The sequence below is a fragment of the Prosthecobacter gellanilyticus genome, from assembly GCF_007992435.1.
In the GTDB taxonomy this organism is placed as follows: domain Bacteria; phylum Verrucomicrobiota; class Verrucomicrobiia; order Verrucomicrobiales; family Verrucomicrobiaceae; genus Prosthecobacter; species Prosthecobacter gellanilyticus.
Genome location: NZ_BKAG01000041.1, coordinates 21602 through 44117, shown reverse-complemented (window position 1 = coordinate 44117; position 22516 = coordinate 21602). Strand labels below are relative to the sequence as shown.

General features: G+C 58.7%; 26 protein-coding genes. 15 read left to right on the top strand and 11 right to left on the bottom strand.

Going from position 1 to position 22516, the window contains the following annotated elements:
- Positions 1-2 precede the first annotated feature (2 nt).
- Positions 3-248, bottom strand: a complete 246-nt coding sequence (locus tag BGE01nite_RS21730) for a GlsB/YeaQ/YmgE family stress response membrane protein (RefSeq protein ID WP_146853634.1) — start codon at positions 246-248, stop codon at positions 3-5.
- 249 nt (positions 249-497) lie between these two features.
- On the opposite strand from BGE01nite_RS21730, the gene BGE01nite_RS21725 reads away from it, so the two are divergent.
- The 7 genes from BGE01nite_RS21725 (at position 498) to BGE01nite_RS21695 (ending at position 4876) form a co-directional block, all read left to right on the top strand.
- Positions 498-692, top strand: coding sequence for a hypothetical protein (locus BGE01nite_RS21725; protein WP_146853632.1), 195 nt, complete (start codon positions 498-500; stop codon positions 690-692).
- A gap of 13 nt (positions 693-705) precedes the next feature.
- Positions 706-1158, top strand: a complete 453-nt coding sequence (locus tag BGE01nite_RS21720) for a ferritin-like domain-containing protein (protein WP_146853630.1) — start codon at positions 706-708, stop codon at positions 1156-1158.
- A gap of 58 nt (positions 1159-1216) precedes the next feature.
- Positions 1217-2008 carry an MlaE family ABC transporter permease gene (locus tag BGE01nite_RS21715; RefSeq protein WP_170266966.1) on the top strand — a complete coding sequence of 264 codons (792 nt, stop codon included), beginning with the start codon at positions 1217-1219 and terminating at the stop codon, positions 2006-2008.
- A complete protein-coding gene (locus BGE01nite_RS21710) occupies positions 2005-2784 on the top strand; it encodes an ABC transporter ATP-binding protein (RefSeq protein WP_146853626.1) in 780 nt (259 codons plus the stop codon). Before BGE01nite_RS21715 ends, BGE01nite_RS21710 begins: the two co-directional genes overlap by 4 nt.
- Positions 2781-3845, top strand: coding sequence for an MlaD family protein (locus BGE01nite_RS21705; protein WP_146853624.1), 1065 nt, complete (start codon positions 2781-2783; stop codon positions 3843-3845). The genes BGE01nite_RS21710 and BGE01nite_RS21705 overlap by 4 nt, the downstream gene beginning before the upstream one ends.
- A gap of 97 nt (positions 3846-3942) precedes the next feature.
- The gene (locus tag BGE01nite_RS21700; RefSeq protein WP_146853622.1) at positions 3943-4107 is read left to right on the top strand and encodes a DUF1328 domain-containing protein; all 165 of its coding nucleotides are present in this window, start codon (positions 3943-3945) and stop codon (positions 4105-4107) included.
- A 100-nt stretch (positions 4108-4207) separates the two neighbouring features.
- Complete coding sequence (locus BGE01nite_RS21695) at positions 4208-4876, top strand: response regulator (protein ID WP_146853620.1); 669 nt, start codon at positions 4208-4210, stop codon at positions 4874-4876.
- Positions 4877-4969: 93 nt separating this feature from the next.
- On the opposite strand, the gene BGE01nite_RS21690 is transcribed toward BGE01nite_RS21695, so the two are convergent.
- Positions 4970-5656, bottom strand: coding sequence for a response regulator (locus tag BGE01nite_RS21690; protein WP_146853618.1), 687 nt, complete (start codon positions 5654-5656; stop codon positions 4970-4972).
- Positions 5657-6105: 449 nt separating this feature from the next.
- On the opposite strand from BGE01nite_RS21690, the gene BGE01nite_RS21685 reads away from it, so the two are divergent.
- Entirely contained in the window at positions 6106-6534 is a 429-nt protein-coding gene (locus BGE01nite_RS21685; RefSeq protein ID WP_146853616.1) for a CBS domain-containing protein, read from the top strand.
- A gap of 67 nt (positions 6535-6601) precedes the next feature.
- Here BGE01nite_RS21685 and BGE01nite_RS21680 read toward each other — a convergent pair whose 3' ends face one another.
- The 7 genes from BGE01nite_RS21680 to glgX all read right to left on the bottom strand — a co-directional run bounded on the left by BGE01nite_RS21680 (position 6602) and on the right by glgX (position 13599).
- Complete coding sequence (locus BGE01nite_RS21680) at positions 6602-6838, bottom strand: hypothetical protein (protein WP_146853614.1); 237 nt, start codon at positions 6836-6838, stop codon at positions 6602-6604.
- A 236-nt stretch (positions 6839-7074) separates the two neighbouring features.
- On the bottom strand, positions 7075-7377 hold the full coding sequence (locus tag BGE01nite_RS29455) for a DUF2934 domain-containing protein (RefSeq protein WP_218033061.1): 303 nt from the start codon (positions 7375-7377) through the stop codon (positions 7075-7077).
- Positions 7378-7542: 165 nt separating this feature from the next.
- Positions 7543-8109 carry a lipocalin family protein gene (locus tag BGE01nite_RS21670; RefSeq protein ID WP_146853612.1) on the bottom strand — a complete coding sequence of 189 codons (567 nt, stop codon included), beginning with the start codon at positions 8107-8109 and terminating at the stop codon, positions 7543-7545.
- Complete coding sequence (locus BGE01nite_RS21665) at positions 8106-8339, bottom strand: hypothetical protein (RefSeq protein WP_146853610.1); 234 nt, start codon at positions 8337-8339, stop codon at positions 8106-8108. Before BGE01nite_RS21665 ends, BGE01nite_RS21670 begins: the two co-directional genes overlap by 4 nt.
- A gap of 64 nt (positions 8340-8403) precedes the next feature.
- A complete protein-coding gene (locus BGE01nite_RS21660) occupies positions 8404-8907 on the bottom strand; it encodes a YciE/YciF ferroxidase family protein (protein WP_146853608.1) in 504 nt (167 codons plus the stop codon).
- A gap of 133 nt (positions 8908-9040) precedes the next feature.
- A complete protein-coding gene (locus BGE01nite_RS21655) occupies positions 9041-11440 on the bottom strand; it encodes a hybrid sensor histidine kinase/response regulator (RefSeq protein WP_146853606.1) in 2400 nt (799 codons plus the stop codon).
- Positions 11441-11466: 26 nt separating this feature from the next.
- Positions 11467-13599, bottom strand: a complete 2133-nt coding sequence (gene glgX, locus BGE01nite_RS21650) for a glycogen debranching protein GlgX (protein WP_146853604.1) — start codon at positions 13597-13599, stop codon at positions 11467-11469.
- Positions 13600-13794: 195 nt separating this feature from the next.
- Here glgX and BGE01nite_RS21645 point away from each other — a divergent pair, with 195 nt between their 5' ends.
- From BGE01nite_RS21645 to paoC, 5 genes are all read left to right on the top strand, one after another.
- Entirely contained in the window at positions 13795-14703 is a 909-nt protein-coding gene (locus BGE01nite_RS21645; RefSeq protein WP_146853602.1) for an XdhC family protein, read from the top strand.
- Complete coding sequence (locus BGE01nite_RS21640) at positions 14682-15260, top strand: nucleotidyltransferase family protein (RefSeq protein ID WP_146853600.1); 579 nt, start codon at positions 14682-14684, stop codon at positions 15258-15260. Before BGE01nite_RS21645 ends, BGE01nite_RS21640 begins: the two co-directional genes overlap by 22 nt.
- Before the next feature lie 110 nt (positions 15261-15370).
- A complete protein-coding gene (gene paoA / locus BGE01nite_RS21635; protein ID WP_146853598.1) occupies positions 15371-16027 on the top strand; it encodes an aldehyde dehydrogenase iron-sulfur subunit PaoA in 657 nt (218 codons plus the stop codon).
- Entirely contained in the window at positions 16024-16977 is a 954-nt protein-coding gene (locus tag BGE01nite_RS21630) for an FAD binding domain-containing protein (RefSeq protein WP_146853596.1), read from the top strand. The genes paoA and BGE01nite_RS21630 overlap by 4 nt, the downstream gene beginning before the upstream one ends.
- A gap of 2 nt (positions 16978-16979) precedes the next feature.
- Positions 16980-19187: an aldehyde oxidoreductase molybdenum-binding subunit PaoC gene (paoC, locus tag BGE01nite_RS21625; protein WP_146853594.1), complete on the top strand. Its 2208-nt coding sequence runs from the start codon at positions 16980-16982 to the stop codon at positions 19185-19187.
- Between the two features lie 16 nt (positions 19188-19203).
- On the opposite strand, the gene BGE01nite_RS21620 is transcribed toward paoC, so the two are convergent.
- Entirely contained in the window at positions 19204-19860 is a 657-nt protein-coding gene (locus BGE01nite_RS21620; RefSeq protein ID WP_146853592.1) for a histidine kinase, read from the bottom strand.
- Positions 19861-19910: 50 nt separating this feature from the next.
- Here BGE01nite_RS21620 and BGE01nite_RS21615 point away from each other — a divergent pair, with 50 nt between their 5' ends.
- Together BGE01nite_RS21615 and BGE01nite_RS21610 are read left to right on the top strand one after the other, a co-directional pair.
- Entirely contained in the window at positions 19911-20063 is a 153-nt protein-coding gene (locus BGE01nite_RS21615) for a DUF3309 domain-containing protein (RefSeq protein ID WP_146853590.1), read from the top strand.
- Between the two features lie 16 nt (positions 20064-20079).
- Complete coding sequence (locus BGE01nite_RS21610) at positions 20080-21219, top strand: DNA topoisomerase IB (protein ID WP_146853588.1); 1140 nt, start codon at positions 20080-20082, stop codon at positions 21217-21219.
- 33 nt (positions 21220-21252) lie between these two features.
- Here the strand turns inward: BGE01nite_RS21610 and BGE01nite_RS21605 are convergent, their stop codons facing one another.
- Positions 21253-22341 carry a zinc-binding metallopeptidase family protein gene (locus BGE01nite_RS21605; RefSeq protein ID WP_146853586.1) on the bottom strand — a complete coding sequence of 363 codons (1089 nt, stop codon included), beginning with the start codon at positions 22339-22341 and terminating at the stop codon, positions 21253-21255.
- Positions 22342-22516: the final 175 nt, after the last annotated feature.

The following is a 22516-nucleotide window of genomic DNA, read 5'->3' as shown; positions in this document are numbered from 1 at the left end:
GGTTACCTCTTGGTGATGAGGCGGAACACCACCAGCAGAAGGATAGCGCCGAGCACAGAGGCCAGGAAGCCCACCGGCTGGCCTTCCTGATACCAGTTCATGGCACGACCCAGATAACCTGCCACTAATGAACCCGCGATGCCGAGGAGCATCGTGATGAGACAACCACCAGGGTCCTTGCCCGGTGTCAGTGCTTTGGCGACGAGGCCCACGACGAGGCCGATGATGAGCATCCAGAGGAATTCCATAGTAGCGTTATTGGTTTGGGATGAAGCACGCTTGTGTGTGATGTGTGCTTTGCCACCATTACGGCGGCCAGGATTTCTTTGGCCGTGCCGAAGCATGAACGGTGCCGCAAAAAGTAAGGTTTATGGCGAGTCCGCTCATGAGGAGGGCCCAGAGTACACATGCGGGCAGCCGTACACTGAGCTTCCCGCGATCAAGCAATGTACATTAGGCGAATCCTGCGCCTTCTCCGCGAGCAGCACCCCGCCCTCATGAAAACACTATTGCGCTCCCCTGCCCTGCTCGTCCTAGCTTTCACGCTGGTCCAGCCGCTGTCACGAGCTCAGGCAGGTGAGCCAGCTCCTCCACCCCTGATCGACACGGACGTCTTAGATCCCTTTGCGCAAGGTCGCATGGAGCTGGAAACGCTCGTCGGTGGCTTCATCGGTGTCAGCTACCACTTCTAGAAAGATCACCCCCATGTCTGAGCCGCTCACAATTCTGCATCACCTGATGGAGACCCTCACGGACGGCCAGGAGGGCTTCCGGTCCGCGTCTGATGATGTTGAGTCCGAGGAACTGAAGGCGCTGCTGCTCCAGTATTCACTTCAACGCGGCACCTTTGCCACCGAGCTCCAGGAACTGGCGGAGACTCTGGGTGAGTCCGAGCCTCCAGATGGCGGCTCCATCGCCGGCGCCCTGCACAGAGGCTGGATGGACATCAAGTCCGCCATCACTCACAGGGATGATCACGTCATCCTGACCGAATGCGAGCGCGGTGAGCAGCATGCGATCTCCGCCTACCGAAAGGCTCTCAATGATCCGGACCTACCCGCAGATGTGGCAGACACGCTGCGTACCCAGGCCATCGAGATCACCACAGTGCATGACCAGCTCTGCAAGCTACGGAGTGCTCTCGCTCCCAGACACTGAGGGGGCCCCGCCATCATGGTGACGTCCGATACGGCCATCAGGACCGAACATGAGGTGTATGCAGCGGTCTCCCAGTCCGATCCGCACCACCCTGCAGCATCTCAGCAGCGTGGTCTGGCTGCTTGTGGACACCGGCAAGGAGATGGGAGACCGGATGATGCGTGGCCGCCTGCCATTCCGCTTCTCCATCTTTTTCGAGCAGACAGATCGCACGGGCGTGGGTTCCATCGCGCTGATTTCCCTCGTCTCCTTTTTCATTGGGCTGACCATGGCCCTGCTGACCGGCTATCAGCTTCAAACCTTCGGCCAGGAGCGTCTGGTGCCTGGCTTGGTGGGTATCTCTTTCACGCGTGAGCTAGGCCCGCTGATGACTGGCATCATGATCGCCGCTCGCATCGGCGCCGCCTATACTGCCGAGCTGGGCACCATGACGGTCTCGGAAGAAGTCGAGGCCATCGAGGCGATGGGCATCGGCCCATTACGCTTTTTGGTAGGCCCCCGCGTCCTCGCCGTGTTCTTCCTGCTGCCCTGCCTCGTCGTCGTGTCAAACTTCACCGCCATGTCCGGGGCCGCCCTCATCTCACGCTGGGCCTTTGATATTCCCTTCACACGCTTTATCGACACAGCTCTCGATAGCATGCTTATCCGCGACATCATCGCCGGCACGATCAAGAGCTTTCTCTTCGGGCTGATCATCGGTTTGGTCTCCTGCTACAAGGGTCTGACCGTCAAAGGCGGTGCCGCAGGGGTGGGAAACGCCACAACGTCCAGTGTCGTGACCGCCATCACCACCGTCATCGGCTTTGATACCCTCTGCAACATCGTGCTCGTGGCCCTCTTCGACACATGAACACCACCCCTGCATCCAGTGTCGAGATGAAGGACGTGCATCTCGCTTTCGGCGAGAAGGAGATTCTTTCTGGCATCAACTTGAGCGTTCCTCAAAAAGCACGCCTCGTCATCCTCGGCCAGTCCGGGGGAGGTAAGAGCACGCTGCTCAGGCTCATTCTCGGCATCCTCCGGCCCACGAAGGGTGAAGTGACCTTCAAAGGTCTCACCGTCTCACGCATGAGCCGGCTTCGCCTGAACCGCATGCGCCAGAAGATCGGCATGGTCTACCAATACAGCGCTCTCATCAGCTCTCTCAGTGTGAGGGACAACCTGGCGCTGCCCCTGGAGGAACTCACCCGCAAGTCACGCGACGAGATCGACCAGCTTGTGGATGAGAAGCTCGAGCTGGTGGGCATGGCAGATGCTCGTGACAAGATGCCTGCGGAGCTCAGCGGTGGCATGCGTAAACGCATCGGTCTCGCCCGTGGCATCATCATGGATCCGGAGCTCATCCTCTATGACGAGCCCAGTGCGGGTCTCGATCCTGTCATCAGCTCTGTCATCAATGAGCTCATCATCAGCCTGAGTGAAAAGATCGGCGCTACCTCCATCATCGTCACCCATGAGATGGACAGCGCGTTCAAGGTCGCCACGCACATGGCCATGCTCTACCAGGGCACCATCATCGCCGCAGACACACCGGAAAGATTCAAAAACTCTGACAACCCCGTCGTCGCCCAATTTATCGCCGGTGAGACCGAGGGTCCCATTCTCCAAGCACCTCAAAAAACATGACCATCTTTCGCAATGAAATCCGCACAGGTTTGCTCGTCGTGAGCACCCTCGTCGGACTCGTCGGCCTGCTGATCTACCTCGGCTCGCCCGGTGTGTTCGTGGCCCAGAAAACTTTTCGGATCTACTTCGACAACGCCTCCGGGCTGGAACCTGGCGCGCCTGTGCTGCTGGCGGGTCGTAAAATTGGCCAGGTCACCGTCCTGCATTCTCCCGTGCCAGAGAAGGAACGCCCCGAGCCGAAGCTTGAGGCCATGGTTGAAATCCAGGTCGCCAAATCATCAAAAATCTTCAAGGAAGTACAGGCACGCATGACTCTGCCCAGCATGCTCGGCAAACCTGTGATCGACTTCACCAGCGGCGAGGAGTCCAGCGGACTTGCCGAGGAAGACACAGCCTTCATTGGCGAACGGCAGCCCGGCCTCGCAGATGCCGTGCCCACCATTCTCAAAAAGCTCGACCCAGTGCTGGCGAAGCTCACCGAGACGCTCGGGAGCCTGCAGAAGACATCAGACAACCTCTCTCACCTCACCGAGGACAACGCAGACATGCCCAAGGCTCTCGCCGAGTTCCGCAAGTTCGGGGTTCATCTCAACGAACTCAGCGGCCCGGACAGCTCGCTGCGCCGCTCTCTAGCCAACCTCGAGAAAATGACCGGGGAGGACGGCAAGTTCGCGGAGACCCTGGACAACATAAGCAACCTCACAGGGCCTGACAGCGACCTGGCCAAGGCCATGACCCATGCGGAGAAGTTCACCTCCGGCCTGGCTAACAATGAAGACATCGACGCCGCCTTGCGAAACATTCGGTTAGCCGTGCAGAATCTCGACCGCCAGATCTCACGTCTTGGTGACAAATTCTCCTCTGTAGCCGGAAACCTTACCCAGGCCTCGGATACCGTGAAGCGCCAGCCTTGGCGGCTCATCTGGCCAACCACCAAGAAATACCCTGGCGAAGAAGCTGCTTCATCCATCGCTGCGAAGAAGACACCACCCTTTGCTCAGCCTGCGGACTCCAGCACTTCACGCAAGCCACTGTTTCAAAGAAACAAATCCGTCGAATGACAGGACAATGCCTGAGACATCTATGAGGAAACCTGCTCTGTGAGACAGCCAACCCGGTGAGGTGACGCGAATGATGGGCATAGAAAGGTAAACCATCATGCTATCTTATACCATCACATTCCTCATCATCGCCCTCATCGCAGCGGCACTAGGTTTCAGCGGCGTCGCCGGCGCTGCCACCTCCATCGCCCACATCTGCTTTGTCGTGTTTTTGATCCTGTTTCTGATCTCGCTGTTTACGGGCCGTCGCCCTTCGGTGTGAACGTTTCCAGGGGGAGCGGGCAGCTAAACCTGCCCGTTTCCCCCGGCTCGCCTGATCAAGAAACGCTTGAGAAGGTTAGACTGCACTCTTTGCTCCCACCATGAATACCATTTCCATTCTGCTCTGTGAAGATCACACCATGCTGAGAGATGGACTGCGCTCCCTCCTGTCAGATCAGGAAGACATCAAGATCGTCGGAGAGGCCGCCAATGGGCGTCTCGCCGTGAAGCTCTGCCAGTCCCTCAAGCCTGATGTGGTCGTCATGGACATTCGTATGCCTCTTCTCAACGGGCTGGAGGCCACACGGCAGATTCTCAAAGAAGCGCCCAACACGAAGATCCTCATCCTGTCCGCCTCCAGCGACCCCGCGCATCTGGAGGAACTGGTGAACCTCAAAATCTCCGGTTATCTCCTGAAGCAGACTGCGGCCAGTTCCCTGCCAACGGCCATCCGTGCAGCCTACAAGGGGGAGACATGCTTCAACCCCACTGTGGCCAGATACATGCAGCGCCTCACAGAAGAGAGCCAGATGGACCTCGGCCGTCGCAAGCCAACTCAACTCACCACCCGTGAGACCGAGGTCCTCCAGCTTGTGGCGGAAGGCAAGGCCAACAAAGAGATGGCTGCCGAGCTCAACATCTGCATGAAGACCGTGGAGAAGCATCGTCAGAACCTCATGGACAAGCTGAACATTCATGAGACTGCCGGACTCACACGTTATGCCATCGACCGCGGACTGGTTGACAGCGAGGTCCGTGTGGCGGGCTGACGGAAGCTGCCTCCGGAAATGAAAATGCCGACCACTCACTGTGGTCGGCATTTTCGTTGGAGCCAATCGACCCCGAAGGATTGTTAGAAACCTCTAGGGGCCGTTCGCCGTGACCCACTCGGTGGCAAACTTCACCAGTTCCTCCGCGCTGCTAAATCCCAACTTCTCTTTAATGTGAGAGCGGTGAGTCTCAATGGTCTTCATGCTTAGACGCAGCGTCTCGCCGATCTCTCGCGTGCTCTTGCCCTGTCCGAACAACTGCAGCACCTCAAGCTCGCGGTCCGAGAGCTTCTCCACGGGAGATCCCAGATCTCCGGTGCTTCCCACGATGGCTTTGAAGACAAGCTTCTCGCTGAATTCCGGACTCACGTAGATGCCCCCGCTGATGATTTTGCGCAACGCTTCCAGAATGTGCTCCATCGCCTGCTGCTTCATCACATACCCTTTGGCACCCGCGCGCAGCGCACGCAGAGCATAGAGGGACTCCTCATGAGAGGAAAGCATCAGGATCAGCACCTTCGGGTGCTCGGCCAGCATGTGCTTGATCAGCTCGATGCCATTCATGCCTGGCATGGAGATGTCCAGCACCACGATCTCGGGATTCAGCCGGCGCATGTTTTCCAAAGCCAGCTGCGCATTGGCGGCCTCGCCGCATACACTGACTTCGGAAAACTGGCCTAAAAACTGGCAGATGCCGTGACGGAAGATAGGATGATCGTCCACGACCATCATTCGTCTGCCCACGACGGGCTGGATTCTTGGAGTGGCTGCGAGGTTCATGTTGGTGTTAGCGACGCTCCCATCGGGTGGGGCACAGATGAACAATTCATTCGTCAAACGTTCGCAAATGGCCGCACGTCTGGCCGTGCTCATTGTTCATAGGAGCGGGAAAAATGATCGGCACTGGGGGAAAGACCCCGGGCACTTGATAAGCGCGCCCCCCCTTATCCCCGCGAATCCACAGTGTTATGAAAACATCCATCAAAAACCGCTACAACTCCGGCAAGATTGGCTGGGTCTTCCTCTGGCTAATCGGCATCCCGGTTCCTGTGCTGCTCGCTCTGTATCTGCTTCGCGGCTGCACCTGACACATTTAACAGGAGGCCACCACGGGCCAGCAGGCATGCCTGCTGGCCCGTGGTGTTACCGAAATTGGATTTAGTACGAACAAAAAACTTGGATGGCGGCTGGCCTCTCTGGCCGTCTCAAGCACTCCCCTAACAAAATTTATGTCTGAAAACAAATTAGAAGACGCTGTGCCACTAAAGAGCCTTGCCGCCGAAAAATCCGGCGCGCTGCACCCGGAGGACAGCGTGAAGACTGCAGGTGACCGCATGCGGCAGCATGACGCTACCACCTGGCCAGTTACCGTCGGCCGCAATCTGGTGGGCATGGTCGACCAGAAGAATCCCGACTGGCAGGTGACGCGCCATGGCCACGATCCAGACGACTGCCGGGTCGGCGAGATCATGAGCAAAGATCTCATCTTCTGCTACGAAGACGAGGACTGTGAAGAGGCTAAAAAGCGGATGAAGGAGTCCGGTCTGGCCTTTATCCCCGTGGTGGACAGGGAGATGAGGATTGTCGGCCTTTTCAGTCGGCGGGAGATTCAGGAACGTGTCGAATCATCTTCGACAGATGAGCAAGACAAAGCTTGATCGTCATTCAACAAAAAGCCCCGCCGGATTAAGGCGGGGCTTTTTGAATGTTATCTAGTCAGCCTTCTCAGGCTGCTGCCAGCATCTGGCTCTCTGGCACCTTGCCGGACCAATCGATCTTATCACCGACCATGCATGGCGGCAGATCATGCGGGTAATAAAGGTTGTTCACTCCGCACAGCACACCCAGACTGACACGATGGTCGGCGAGGGACTGTGAATTAAGCACACATTGAGCGCACATCTGCGTTCCCTTCCACTGGCAGATCCATTGGCACGGCTGGGTCTTATGATGCGTTGACATAAAGTTTATTGGTTGGGTTATGTCTTACAAAGGGGAATATTCATTGGCCCATGTCCCGGCGGCAGACAGTTCCGCCGGTTCACGGTCTTCGTCCTGCTCAGCCTCTGGGACGGCATCATACAGCCAGCTCAGAGAATGATTAGGAGCGACTTCCTCAGGCAGTTCGAGATCGGAAGAGAAATTGTTCATTGTCGGGGAGGGAGGTCGCAAACAATGCTAAACTTTGACGCTGAAAATTACACTTTGGAGGCACTCGCCAGCTCCTGCTCGGCCTGGTGCCAGTTCTCCTCATCACAACCATCCGGGCAGCCTCGTTGCATCCAGATGTAGTAGGCACGCGCCGCAATCTCTTCCTCCTGGAAGGCAGCCATGCTGGCCGTGACGTTTTCCTCATCTCCAACAGGTTCTGTGGCTTGATCTCCGGGCTTGTGTGCCCCGTTCGAACCGCCATTCAGAGTGCCGTTTTTCTTGGCACCATTCTTAGCGCCGGAAGCCGGCTTTTTGGCGACTACGCTCTTGGTAAGGGTCTGTGTTTTCATGATTGTTGGTAACCTGATTATGGATCAACTACTCATCAGGACAATCGGGCCGCAGCCTGTATGTTTACTCAGGCTTTCCCTGATGTTCCCTGATGACAAACTTCGCTGCATTTTCCATGCATGTCGGGCCAGTGTGGTGGCAATTCCGACACATAGACCAAGTCCTTAGGCACACTTAAACGAAGCCTGCGGCAGGCAGATGCCCGAATATTTCTCCCGCCTGACAAACTGAGGTATTTTGATGAAGCTGCGAATATCAAAGCCCTGATGTTCAAAAACACGCAAAGCCTCCCGGTAGTCACGCGCCTCCATGGCCCGTCCGCGTGAAAGCACCCAGCCAAATTTACGGGATGGATGAGCCATGGCGGCCCACTCATACTGGGGATGGACGGCAAGGATGGAGAAACGTGCGCTCAACAGCGGAAAGAGCGCGGCCTTCCACTGCGCGTTCGTCGAGCCTCCGGCCACCTGGCACACCGACTCAAAAGCCTTCTCCTCAGCCGTGAAGGACTTTTCCCGCCAGCGAAAATGCACCTCAATGCTGCCGTCCTCTCGCAGCATATATGTTTCAACCGCATCGACCATTTCACGCTCCATCGCATTGTCCATGCAGGCGATGACCCGCCAGGGTCCCATGAAGCAGGTCAGGTCCACGTCGGCCGCTGACCGTAGTTCCTGACCGAATGACATCAGGTCGGCAATGCCGACAGCCAGGGGGTAGCGCGTGATCATGCCCGGTCACGGAGTGAGGTTTCTCCACCATGCTCCGCACAGTGCGCGCAGCAGTACATTTTGCCATCTGACTCGAGACCGTGCCCGATGATGCGGCACTGGCAGACTTCACAGGTTGGCGCGAGCCGCTGGATGGCGCATTCGAAGCTGTCGAAAACATAAGACTGGCCATCCATGATGACAGTGAAGGCCTTGTCGTAGGTGTTTCCGCAGGTGTCACAGGGAGTCATTGGATTGGCATGTTGATGATTAGGCCAGCGGGAGCAGCAGCGCCCCCGCTGGCAGTGGTTCATATCAAGCGTCGGACATCTCGGCCGCCTCGGCATTGATGGTGCTTTCGGCGAGCTCGGTGAGCTTCTCATCACACGCCTTCTCCTCCTCCAGCGTTTCCGACAGCAGCTTCACCGCATCGTCGTAACCGAGACACTCGGCCAGGGCGCGTGCAGTGCCATAGCCGGCGATCTCGTAGTGCTCCACGCGCTGTGCCGCGCCGATCAGGCCGGCATCACGCACCGCCTCATCAGCATCCTCGCTGATGAGCTCGCTGCCTTCTGCGATCAAACCTTCCATGGCCTTGCACTTGTGACCGGTGAGTTTGCATTCGCAGCTCTCGGCGATCTCCTCCAGGCGCGCGACGTGAGTCTTGGTCTCTTCCAAATGCGCTTCGAAGCCTGCGCGGAGGTCTTCATTCGAAGCAGCCTTGGCCATCTTCGGCAATGCCTTCACAAGCTGGTTCTCTGCGCTGTAAAGGTCTTTGAGTTCATGGATGAACAGGTCGTTGAGTGTCTTCAATTTCATAAGGGTGTAAGTTTGAGTTTGGTGGAATGCGATCGACGCACTCAGATTCGCCTGGGTATGACACTTTGGTTCTCCCCGCGTACGACCATTCTCCACTCCTGAGCCCACGTTAAGGCCTGTGCCTGTGTCTCGTTCAGACGAGCTCCTGACTCTTCCTCGCCGCGGCGTAGCGGCTCACCAACTGTTTGAGGACATCCGCCGTGATCGGCTTCACCAGATGCTCAGAGAATCCTGCCGCACGTGTGCGCGCCAGATCCGCGTCCATGCCGTAGCCGCTCATCGCCACCGCCGGAATGGTGGACTTCTCACGCAATGCGGCAATAACGTCCAGGCCCGTGCCATCCGGCAGACCGAAGTCGCTCAGCAGCAAATCAAACTCACCGCTGGTGATCGCGCGCCTCGCATCCGCCACATTGCCAGCCACGGTGACATGATGCCCCCACCGCTCAAGGAGGCGCTGGAGAATGCGGCGCGTGTCCTCGTGATCCTCCACCAGCATGATGCGGATGACACTGGCAGGGGGTGCATCCGCAGGAGGTGTGGCTGTGATGTCCGCAGCAGGAGTTTCCTGCACCGGAAGGATTACCACGAAGGTGGCACCACGGCCGAGTCCTCCGCTGTAGGCCTTGAGGCTCCCTCCATGAGACTCCACCAGACTCTTTGCCACGCTCAACCCCAGTCCCAGGCCGCCAAACTGCCGCGTGGCACTGATGCCACCTTGATGAAAGGCCTCAAAAATGCGCGGCAGCATCGCGGCATCAATGCCAATGCCCGTGTCACTGACCACCACCTTGATGACATTGCCCTCGTTCATGCTGTGCACCTCGACCTTGCCAGCCTTGGGCGTGAACTTGGCGGCATTCGTCAGCAGGTTGGAGAAGATCTGCGCCAGGCGCGCCGCATCTCCACGCACGAAGCGATCCTGTGCCGCCAGATCTGACACGACCGAGATGTTCTTCTCACGCAGCATGGGGCCTGCGATGGTCAGCGCGTGAGTCAGGGCCGTGTGCAGATTCACCGGCGCGGCGTGGATTCGCAGCTTGCCGTGGTTGATCCTCGTCACATCCAGCAGGTCATCCACCAGCCTGGCTTCCAGCTCGATGTTCCGCCGGATCACCGAGAGTTCCTGGCGCAGTTCCGCAGGATCTTGAGGCAGCTCAGACTCCAGGTCAGACACGGTGGCGAGCGCTGGCATCAGCGGCGTGCGCAGCTCATGGCTGAGCACTGCCAGGAAGTCATCCTTAGCCCGGTTGGCCGCCTCCGCCACATCACGTGCCTGTGCCAGTGCCGCCGCGTCCCGCAGGCGCTCGGTCACGTCACGCGTGAAGCAGCGCGTGTGAATGAACTTTCCATTCTCCCAATACACGCTGGAATGAATGAGCACGTCACGCATGGAGCCGTCTTTGCAGCGCATGCGCGCAGGATAGTCTGTGAGGATCTCGCCCAGTGTGAGCCGCGCCAGAATGTCGGCACTGACCTTTGGATCGGCGTGGAAATCCTTGATGTGCCGGCCCAGATACTCCTCGCGTGAGTAGCCTAGCATCGAGAGTTCCTTGTCATTCACCCGCAGCACGCATCCATCAGGTCCCATCCAGTGCAGAGCGATCGCCGCATTGTCGAAGAAGTCTGAGAGCTCGTGCTCACTGCGCCGCAGCTTGTCCTCCGCACGCCGCCTGCGTTCCGCCGCGCTCCCCAGCGCACGCGCCGCCCACCACACCAGTCCCGTAAAGATCAGGGTCAGCGAGCTGGCGAGCAATGCCGTGTCCAACCCGCGCCCCAGATAGCCGGCCAGATGCCCAAGCGTACAAAGCCAGCCGATGAAGGTGGGCCAGATCAAGGCTGCTGGCAGCAGCCGGCGCGCGATGATGCCGCCCGTGTTGTCTGCGCAGATCACGGCCATGAAACCACGCTCCGGCCGCGCGAAGAGGATGGCCGTGGAAAGCATCATGAAGGCCACCACCGTATGCGGTGCAATGGAGAGATATTTCGCCAGGGCAAGCGGCACATCGAAGGCATAAAAGTAGGTTAGGGAGATGAGGAAGGTGAGGGCCATCACCGCGAGTGCGCAGATCTGCGCCGGCCACCACAACTGCCCCGGTTTGCGGTCGATCAGTAGCAGCGCCAGGCCCAGCAGCATGAAATTCGCGGCGGAGGCAGGACCCATCCTGCCAGGAAAGGAGCGTCCGGCCTCCGGAACCGTTTCATGAAACAGCCACTGGTCCAAAGGTGTGTGCCACCATTCAAAATGCTCTCCCAGCGTCAGCAGCCCCACCATGGCGATGATGACAGCGAAGACCTGGGACACACGGCGCCGTGCATGGCTGAGCTGCTCATCATGCAGCAGCGCCACCGCCATTCCTGCCAGCATGAGACACAGACCCGTGTTCGCCTTCATCGTCACCCAGGCCGGGTGAACTCGCTTCAGCACATCCACCTGCAAGACCCAACCCAGGAAGCCGAGCAACCCTATTCCTGCGGCGGTCAGGCCCAGAATACGGGAGGTCGTCTTCCAGCTGAGGGCCAGATCCTTCATGCACTTGAGCAAAGCATGACGCGACCTCAAGCGCAACGCCGGAGCAGCACAAAGGAACGGTCGGTAAGACTGAACTTCTTTCCTGCCGCAAACTCGGGTTGGGGCGTCACAAAGCCACTCTCAGCCGCGGTGTTCAAGATCACGGCCCAGCGTTTGGCCGCATGGTTGGGCAGGACAAAGTCGATCGGTTCATGCGAGGCATTCAGCAGCATCAGGAAGGTATCGTCCTTCACAGGAGAGCCATACCAGTCCCGCACATCCACGGCTTCACCAGACAGCAGCACACCGAGGGTTTTCACGAAGTGCGTGTCCCACTCTTCGTCACCCATCTCCTGGCCTCCAGGATTCAGCCAGGTGATGTCCTTCACCCCGGCACCACGCACCTTCCGCCCGTGAAAGAACTTCGGCCGGCGCAAGATCGGATGTTCATGCCGCAGTGCGATGAGCCGCGCCGTAAAATCTTTCTGAGCATTCTCCTCCGCCGTCCGCTCCCATTTGAACCAGCTGATCTCATTGTCCTGGCAGTAGGCATTGTTATTCCCCATCTGCGTGCGTCCATACTCATCCCCGCCGCAGATCATCGGCACTCCCTGGGAAAAGAACAGTGTGGCCAGAAGGTTCCGCTGCTGGCGCCGCCTCAGCTTGTTGATGGCTTCATCTTCCGTGGGACCTTCCGCACCACAGTTCCAGGAATGGTTGTTGTTGTCCCCATCATTGTTGCCCTCGCCGTTGGCCTCGTTGTGCTTGTCATTGTAGCTGACGAGATCGTTCAGCGTGAAACCGTCATGCGCGATGAGGAAATTGATGCTCGAATAAGGCCGGCGGCCATCATTTTGATAGAGGTCGCTCGAGCCGGTCAGACGTGCTGCCAGCTCGCCAATCTGCGAATCATCGCCCCGCCAATAAGCACGCACACAATCTCGATACTTCCCGTTCCACTCCGCCCAGCCCACCGGGAAATTTCCGACCTGATAACCGCCCTCACCCACATCCCACGGTTCAGCGATGAGCTTCACGCGCTGCAAAACTGGATCCTGATGGATGATGTCAAAGAAGCCGCCCAGCTTGTCCACCTCATGCAGTTCGCGGGCGAGGGTTGAGGCCAGATCAAAGCGGAAGCCGTCCACCCGGCACTCCACCGCAAAGTAGCGCAAAGAGTCCATGACCAGCTGCAGCACACGTGGATGCTGCATGTTCAGGGTGTTACCCGTACCGGTGTAGTCCATGTAATGACGGGGAGAGTCCGCCACGCGGCGGTAGTAACTCGCATTGTCGATCCCCTTGAAGGAAAGCGTCGGCCCCATGTGGTTGCCCTCCGCCGTGTGGTTGTAGACCACGTCCATGATGACCTCGATCCCTGCCGCATGAAGCTGTTTGACCATGCCTTTGAACTCAGTCACCTGCTGCCCCAGCGTTCCACTGGCCGAGTAACGGGACTCAGGTGCAAAGTAGCCGATGCTGGAGTATCCCCAATAATTCGTTAGGTTTCGTCCTTCCAGGAAGCTGTCATTCACAAAATGGTGCACAGGCAGCAACTCCACCGCCGTGATACCCAGCTCTTTGAAATAGGCGATCGCCTCACTGGAGCCGATGCCTGCATAAGTGCCACGCAGATTCTCCGGCAGCACCTCCCAGAGCTTGGAAAAACCCTTCACATGCACTTCGTAGATCACCGTCTCCGCCATGGCCCGGTCGATCCGGCGGTCGCCCGACCAGTCAAAGGTGTCATCCACTACCACGCAGCGTGGCATCAGGGCCGCATTGTCGCGGTCATCCATGTCGAAGTCTTCGTTTCCCCCCATCTTGTAGCCAAACATCTCATCCTTCCAAGTGAAGCCGCCCGAGATCGCCTTGGCGTAGGGATCCAGCAGCAGCTTCTTCGCATTGAAGCGGTGCCCCTCCTCAGGCTTCCACGGGCCATGCACGCGGTAGGCATATAGCATTCCCGGCTTCACATCCGGCATGAAGCCGTGGAACACATGGTCCGTGCGCTCGCGGAGATGCAGACGCGCCACTTCTTTCAAAGGATCAGCTGGGTCGAAGAGACACAGTTCCACCTTCTCAGCATGCTCGCTGAACAGGGCGAAATTCGTGCCTTCTCCATTCCAGTTTGCGCCAAGCGGATAAGAACTTCCTTGCCATAGCCGAAATGAATTCATGTGCGGGAGATGAGAGAGTTAATTTTCTGTTTTATCATCGCTGTTGATGGGCCCGCCGGATGTAGCAATCAGGGCTCCTCCCCGTCGTGCGGCCCCTCGGAATAAAGTTCTGCATCACAATTCGTCCGGCCTTTTTGGTTCGGCGCACGATTACGTCCTGGCGGCAGTGATGCGCATCATGAGCCTCCATGTGATATGAAGCAACTTCGTGACATCCTCAGATTCTGGCAGGCACGGCGCAAGCAGCCACTTGCCCTGGCAACCCTCGTCGCAGCACATGGATCCAGCTATCGGCGTCCTGGTGCGCGCATGCTCATCGGTGCTGAAGGTGAATCAGCAGGCGGTGTCAGTGCCGGCTGCATCGAGGACGAGGTCATAGTCTGCGCGGCCCGGGTTCTAAGCACAGGCATTCCGCAGTTGATGACCTTCGACACACGCCTGCGTTTCGGTTGCCATGGCGCCATCGAGATTCTGGTCGAGCCCGCTGCCGAGGGACTGATGCAGGTGTGGCATGAGTCGATGGAGAGCCGCCAGCCCTTCCAGCTCGAGACGATTCTGCACGGAGCTCATCGCGGCACCCGGATGGCAGGCTTCACAACCACCCCAGGTGCCTTCGTGCAAACCATCGAGCCCTTCTTGCGGATCATGGTGATCGGCAATGGAGCGGAGACGAGTGCCCTGCGTGCTCACGCAGCTCTGCTCGGCTGGGATGTGCTGCATTACGAAAAGGCACCTGAGTCACCGGAGATGTATGATGACCGCACCGCCGTCGTGCTGGCCACGCACCATTTTGGCCGGGACTGCACGGCTTTGCGGGAGCTTCTGCCACGAGGGTTGAAGTACGTTGGCGTCGTGGGTTCGCGGCGGCGGCGTGAAGATCTCTTGTTTGATGTGATGCAGGCCGGAGTCTCCCTGGAGTCCGATCTCTTCGCACCAGCGGGTCTGCATCTCGGCGCAGAATCTCCAGAGGAAATTGCCCTGGCCATGGTGGCTGAGATCCAGTGCGTCTTTGGCTCTGGCACTGCCCAGCAGTTACGTCATCGCAAGGCCCCCATCCACCAAACCACCCTCACTTCTGGCCTATGCGTCGAATCGGCGGCATAATCCTGGCCGCAGGTGGATCCACACGCCTCGGTGAGCCAAAGCAGTTGCTCACAAGCAACGGTGAGACACTGGTTCATGCCGCCGTCCGAGCTGCGCAGGATGGAGGCTGTGATATCGTTTGCGTGGTGACAGGTCACGAGCGTGAAGCTGTGGAAAACGCTGTCGCTGATCTGCATCCGCTGCTGGTGCATAACGAGAACTGGCAACGTGGCATGGGCAGATCTCTCCGCCTCGGCCTGAATGCCATCCACTCAGCCTCGGCCGTCGTCGTCCTGGCCTGTGATCAACCTGCGGTGAATCGTGATGTCATCCGCGGTCTTGTTGAGCAGCAGGCACAAACCGGCAGCGCCATCGTTGCTTCCTCTTATGCGGGCACACTTGGCATTCCCGCCTTGTTTGATCAGTCGTGCTTCGCTGAATTGCAGGCACTGCCTGATGATCGTGGAGCCAAGGCCGTGATCAAGGCTGATGCCGGGAGGGTTACCACCTACAGCTTCGAAGACGGAGTCCTCGACCTCGACACCTTGGAAGATGTGATGACCTGGAGAGCCCGGTAATGCAGTCAGGGGCAAACCTCACAACATCAAGACATCCGCATGGCCGCTAACCAACGATCTGTCGGAGCCGGATTTCTCTGTTCGGCTTAACGCAAAAGGAGACCACCCCTATGCAAAGTCCTGATGCATCTGACATTTCTCGCCGTGATTTTTTAGTTCTGGGTACGTCAACGATGGCGGCCGCCGCCATGCGATCGGATGTCCACGCCCAGACAGAGACCGCCCCAGCTGCGGTAAATCCGGTCACAGCACCTTCCCTGGCGAAGGTGTCTCTCAAGGTCAACGGCAAGGCCTGCGACCTCGAGCTCGACACCCGCACCACGCTGCTGGATGCACTGCGCGAGCACCTGCATCTCACCGGCAGCAAGAAAGGCTGTGACCAAGGCCAGTGCGGAGCCTGCACGGTCATGGTGAACGGGCGGCGCATCAATTCCTGCCTCACACTCGCGGTGATGCAGCAAGGCAGCGAAGTCACCACGATCGAGGGCCTTGGAACACCGGAGAACATGCATCCCATGCAGGAGGCTTTTGTGAAATGTGATGGCTATCAATGCGGATACTGCACCTCCGGCCAGATATGCTCTGCGGTGGCAGTGCTTGGCGAGATCAAGGAGGGCATCCCAAGCCACGTCACAGAAGATCTCATGAAACCGCCGTCCTGGGACTCCTCTGAGATCCGAGAGCGCATGAGCGGCAATCTCTGCCGCTGCGGTGCCTACTCGAACATCATGGAAGCCATCACTCAAGTCGCGGGAGGCAGGGCATGAAACCTTTCACCTACGAACGCGCAGAGTCACCCGCAGCAGCAGCTGGAGCCGCGATGCGTCATCCAGGAGCCAAGTTTGTCGCCGGTGGAACGAACCTGCTGGACCTGATGAAGCTCGAGATCGAAGAGCCGATGCATTTGATCGACGTGAACGGTTTGCAGCTCGACAAGATCGAGCCCACTCCAGAGGGCGGCTTGCGTATCGGCGCTCTGGTGCGGAACACCGATCTCGCGGCTGACGAACGGGTGCGTCGAGACTACGGAGTGCTGTCTCGCGCGCTGGTGGCGGGTGCCTCCGGCCAGTTGCGCAACATGGCCACCACCGCAGGTAATCTGCTGCAGCGCACTCGCTGCCCCTATTTCTACGATACCAACCAGCCGTGCAATAAACGGCTGCCAGGCAGTGGTTGCAGTGCGGTGGACGGTGCAAGCCGCCAGCTGGCCATCATTGGAGTGAGCGAGGCATGCATCGCCACACACCCGAGTGACATGGCGGTGGCGCTGCGCGTGCTGGATGCCAGCGTCGAAACCATCCTCCCTGATGGCACAACACGAACGATCCCCATCGCCGACTTCCACCGGCTGCCTGGCGACACGCCTCACCTCGAGACCGTACTGCAGCCAGGTGAGCTGATCACGGCCGTCACGCTGCCTAAACCTCTCGGTGGCACGCACATCTACCACAAAGTTCGCGACCGGGCTTCCTATGCCTTCGCCCTCGTCTCGATCGCGGCCGTCATTCAGCGTGATGGCTCCGGTCGTGTGGCTGTGGGAGGCGTGGCGCACAAGCCCTGGCGTGTGGAGGCAGCCGAGGCCGAACTGCCGCGCGGAGCCAAGGCAGTGACGGAGCGCCTGCTGGCGGATGCTAAGCCTACCAAGGACAATGCCTTCAAAGTCAAACTCGTCGAACGCGTGCTGGGTGCCGTGCTGGCGGAAGCGAAAGGAGCCTGACCATGAAATTCGAAACGCCTGCCACCACGAATCCGATCGACCAGCTCAAGGTCGTTGGCCAACCACTCGATCGAGTCGACGGCCCCCTGAAAACCACGGGCAAGGCTCCTTATGCGTATGAGCAGCATGAGGCAGCCCCCAATCCAGCCTATGGCTACGTGGTCGGTGCGGCCATTGGCAAAGGACGCATCTCATCCATGGACCTTGGGCAGGCGAAAGCGGCTCCTGGCGTGCTGGCCATCATCACCGCCGAGAATGCCGGTAAGCTGGACAAGGGAGATCACAATACCGCGAAGCTGCTGGGAGGTCCGGAGATCCAGCACTACCATCAAGCCATCGCCGTAGTGGTGGCTGAAACTTTTGAACAAGCTCGCTCAGCCGCACAATTGGTTCGGGTAAAGTATGAAGCAGCCAAAGGCTCCTTCGATCTCGCCAGTGTCAAGGACTCCGGCAAGAAGCCCAAGGAAGGTTTTGGCGGACCACCTGAGACGGCTGTGGGTGATTTCGACAAGGCTTTTGCCGCTGCGCCAGTGCAGCTGGATGCAACCTACACCACCCCGGACCAGTCCCATGCCATGATAGAGCCGCATGCGACCATCGCCGCCTGGGAAGGTGACAAGCTCACCATCTGGACCTCCAACCAAATGGTGGGCTGGGGCGTGGGTGACATGGCGAAAACGCTCGGCATTCAAAAGGAAAACGTCCGCCTCATCTCCCCCTTTATCGGCGGCGGCTTCGGTGGAAAGCTTTTCCTGCGAGCGGATGCTTTGCTGGCAGCGCTCGGTGCCCGGGCCGTGAAGAGGCCTGTGAAAATCGCTCTGCAACGGGCACTGATGATCAACAACACGACCCATCGTCCCGCAACGATCCAGCGCATCCGCCTGGGTGCGACGAAGGATGGCCAGCTCAGCGCCATCGCCCACGAAAGCTGGTCTGGTGATCTGCCGGGCGGTGAACCCGAAACGGCAGTCAGCCAGACACGGCTGCTGTATGCGGGAGCCAATCGCCTGACAGCCATGCGGCTTGCAGAGCTGGATCTACCGGAGGGAAATGCCATGCGTGCGCCTGGCGAGGCGCCGGGCATGATGGCGCTGGAGATTGCTGTGGATGAGATGGCGGAAAAGCTGGGCATGGATCCTGTCGAGTTCCGCATTCTCAATGACACACAGGTCGACCCTGAGAAGCCCGAGCGCCCCTTTTCGCAGCGCCGCTTGATCGAATGCCTGCGCACCGGCGCCGAGAAATTCGGCTGGGACAAGCGTAACGCCAAGCCCGGCCAAACACGCGAAGGCCGCTGGCTCATGGGCATGGGCGTGGCAGCGGCACTTCGCAATAACCTTGTGATGAAGTCCGCCGCGCGAGTGAAACTCGACAAAAGCGGCCATATCACGGTTGAGACCGACATGACAGACATCGGCACAGGCAGCTATACCGTCATCGCTCAGACTGCTGCCGAGACACTCGGTGTGTCTTTGGACAAAGTCACGGTTAGGCTGGGAGATTCCACGTTTCCAGTGTCCTGCGGTTCCGGTGGACAGTGGGGAGGCAACAGCTCCTCATCAGGCGTCTACGCAGCATGCATGAAGCTGCGGGCTGCCATCACTCTAAAGACAGGCCTCAGCGCGACTGAGGCGATTTTTGCAGATGGCAAGGTAAGCGCAGGAGGTCGTAGTGTGTCACTCGCCGAGGCCGCCGGAGACAAGGGGCTCGAGGTGGAAGACACGATGGAGTATGGCGATCTGGACAAGAAGTTTCAGCAGTCCACCTTCGGTGCTCACTATGTGGAGGTGGCAGTGGACAGCTTCACAGGTGAAACACGCGTGCGGCGCATGCTCGCGGTGTGCGCGGCGGGACGTATCCTGAATCCCAAGACAGCCCGCAGCCAGGTCATCGGAGCCATGACCATGGGCGTGGGAGCGGCGCTGATGGAGGAACTGAAGGTGGACAAGAAGAGAGGCTTCTTCGTGAATCACGATCTCGCCAGCTATGAGGTGCCCGTGCATGCTGACATCCCTCATCAAGAGGTCATATTCCTGGACGAAACAGATCCGATCTCCTCTCCGCTGAAAGCCAAGGGAGTGGGCGAACTCGGCATCTGTGGCGTGGGCGCCGCGGTGGCGAATGCCATCTACAACGCGACCGGTGTGCGCGTGCGTGACTATCCCATCACCCTGGACAAACTGATCGATCAACTGCCCGCAGTCGCCTGAAGGCCAGCCTATGTGATCAGATCACACCCAACACGATCCGGCTGATGAGACATCCGGATGACTCATCATACGACTGCGTGAACGCGGCTCCATTCGCAGCCATGCAGCGCTTGGCTGCAAACAGTCCCATGCCATAACTGCCATGGCGGCTGGTGTGAAGCGGCTGTCCCCAGGTGCTCGGATCCACGGGCGATTTTTTGGGCTCTTTGAGTTCAAAGATGACATCCTGACCTTCCACGCGTGCGGAAACAGTCAGCGCCGCGCCTGGAGAGAAGGCCGCGGCATTCGTGAGGAGTTCCAGGAAGACTCTCGCGAACATGCTGGCATCAGCATTCACTTCCTGTTCGCCGAGTTCATCGATCCATTTCACTTCGGGAGCTCTCTGCATCGCCGAGTGCTTTTCACGCCAGAGGGTGAGCAGCGAACGGGCATCCATCGGCTCCATCATCGGTTGCACCTCATGAAACAGGGAGGCAAGCGTGCGGAGCTGCATGGCGACGCTGCGCAACTGCTTCTGCATGCTCTGGATGCTGGTGGTGGCCTCCAGGTCCGTCACTAGATCCCGCAACAGCTCGGTTTCGAGATCGAGGCTGTTGAGATCATTGCGGACATCATGGGTGTGCTGCCGCACAAAGGCTGCCACGCGTGTCCAGGGGATCGAATTTTCATCCATAATGCCCTGTACGTTACATCCGCCCCTTCCGGCTGTCCCGATCTCTTTGCATGAATACTCTATTGCTCATCATCCTGATTCTTCTGCTCGTCGGAGCCCTGCCCACCTGGCCGCACAGCAAGAAGTGGGGTTACGGGCCTAGCGGCGGCCTCGGCATGGTTCTGGTCATCATCCTGATTCTTGTGTTGCTTGGGGTCATCTGAGTGCTGGCAAGGCTCGATGAAATCCAAGGCAACGAATGCTGTCACAGCTCTGCCTGCGGCTGCGGCCCGTGCTGCCGGCCTGAGGTATGTGTCTGATGACAAGCCCGGCATCTCGCGTCACGCGCGCGGAGGCGCCTTCGTGTATCGGTCCGCGTCTGGCGCTGCGTTACGTGACAAAGAAACGCTCAAGCGCATTCGCAGCCTGGTCATTCCACCTGCATGGACCGAAGTCTGGATCTGCCCTCATGAAAACGGGCATATCCAGGCCACGGGCCGCGACGCACGGAAGAGGAAGCAGTACCGCTATCATCCCCGCTGGCGGGAGGTGCGGGACGAATCCAAGTATGAGCGCGTGCTGGCCTTCGGTGCGGCACTGCCACGCATCCGTCGGCGGGTCACCGCAGATCTCCGGAAGCGCGGCATGAAAAGGGAGAAGGTGATGGCGACGATCATGCGACTCCTTGAGACCACCCTCATCCGCGTGGGAAACGACGAATATGCCCAGCAGAATGGCAGCTACGGCCTGACCACCCTGCACAATGGACACGCGAAAGTGGAGCGCGGCCGGATCACCTTCGAGTTCAAGGGCAAGAGCGGCAAGTCACACCGGGTGGATGTGCACGAGCCCAAACTGGCGAAGCTCGTGAAACAATGCCAGGAGCTGCCCGGTCAGGATCTCTTCTGCTACGTGGATGAGGACGGCAAGGTCCGTGACGTGACCTCCGATGATGTGAACGGCTATCTAAGAGCAATCGCCGGGGATGACTTCTCCGCCAAAGACTTCCGCACCTGGGCAGGCACCATCCTTGCGGCCGTTGCCCTGCGTGAATTTGAGGAGTTCAGCTCCGAACGTCAGGCCAAACAAAATGTGGCACATGCAGTCAAGGCCGTGGCGAAGATGCTGGGCAACACGCCGGCTGTATGCCGCAAGTGCTATGTGCATCCTGCGATCCTGGACAGCTACCTTTCTGGCCAGACCATCGCCGCCCTTCAGCAGTCCGCCAATGAGAGCCTGCAAGGTTCCTTGCGCAAACTCCGCCCGGAGGAAGCTGCCGTCATGATGCTGCTCCGTGAACGCCTGAATCAGACGGGACAAAATGGCAGAGCCCAGCGTGCGATCAACCTCACACGTCAAGGGCGCAAGAAAGCCACCTGAACCCGCCGAACCTATAGTGTGTAAGACCAATACTCACGCTGCCGCTGCTGCGGTGACCACGGCTTTCGTGGGACGCATGACCGGCGACTTCTTCGTCCAGTTTGCCGCAGCGATGCCCACCATCTTGTGGACGAACATAATCTTACGTACGGCCGACTCGGAGAACACGAAGGGATTGAGCGTCGCATGCCCCATGCTCGCAGCGATCTCATTGAGAGCGGGTGAAATCTTTGCCCATCCGTTCAAGATCCGCAGGAAATCAGCTTCGCTTTTTGAGCTTTTTTCAGTAGCTGGTGCAAGCTTGAAGGGAGTGAATGGCAGTGGCACGCGATCACTGGTCCAGCCAAAGGCATTGGCCGTCTCCACACCATCGATGATATGCAGATACTGGGCCCAGGTTTCCGCCCAATCTTCCCAGGGATGCGAGGCTGCGTAACTCGTGATGAAGGTGTCCTGCCAGTTGGCCACCGGACCATTTGCATAATGCTGGGACAGCGCCGCCGCATAGTCGGCGCGCTCATCACCGAAGAGCGCTCGGCATTCCTCAAGCAACGAGCTCGCCTCCGGAGGCAGGAAAAAGCGATCCCAGTAGTAGTGACCGAGCTCATGACGAAAGTGCCCCACCAAGGTGCGGTAAGGCTCACCCAAAGCATGCCTTTCGTGCTCACGATAGAGGTCGTCCGCCTCAAGGAGGTTCAGCGTGATCAAGCCGTTTTCATGGCCTGTGGTCACGCGCAGTTGAGGTGTGGACATCAGGAAATCAAAGGCCACGCCATCGGGCTGCTCTATCTGGCTGGTTGGAGTCAGGCCTAACCTGGCCAGGGTGTAGATGGTCCGCCGCTTCGCCACCTCCATCTTATGCCACGGTTCCACGTTCACCGTGTTACTCAGATCCGGCACTGTGCGGTTCAGCTTGCAGGCCGGGCAGTAGGCGAGACCGTCTGCCGGCACCAGCCAGTTGCAGGCACCGTAGTCGGCACCATTCTTGCACATGACCCAGTCACCGGATACGGGCAGCATTTTATTGGAGTCCAGTTCGTAGCCGACCAGGCTGTTACATTGAAGGCAGACGGAATTCTCGAAGAAGAGCGCATTGCCGCAGGAGCAGTTAAAAGAGGTCATGGCGTGATGAAGGGGACATATTGCGAAAAGCTTCGCATCTGCGCTCGTCCGCGGCCCTGTTCATTCGTATCCTCATTTCCGCCCTGATTGCCGGACCAGCCTCAAAGATTACCTGATTCTAACATTTTCCGCCTGCCCGCATCGTCGCCTTTGCCTGCGGCGTATCGCCGTGCAT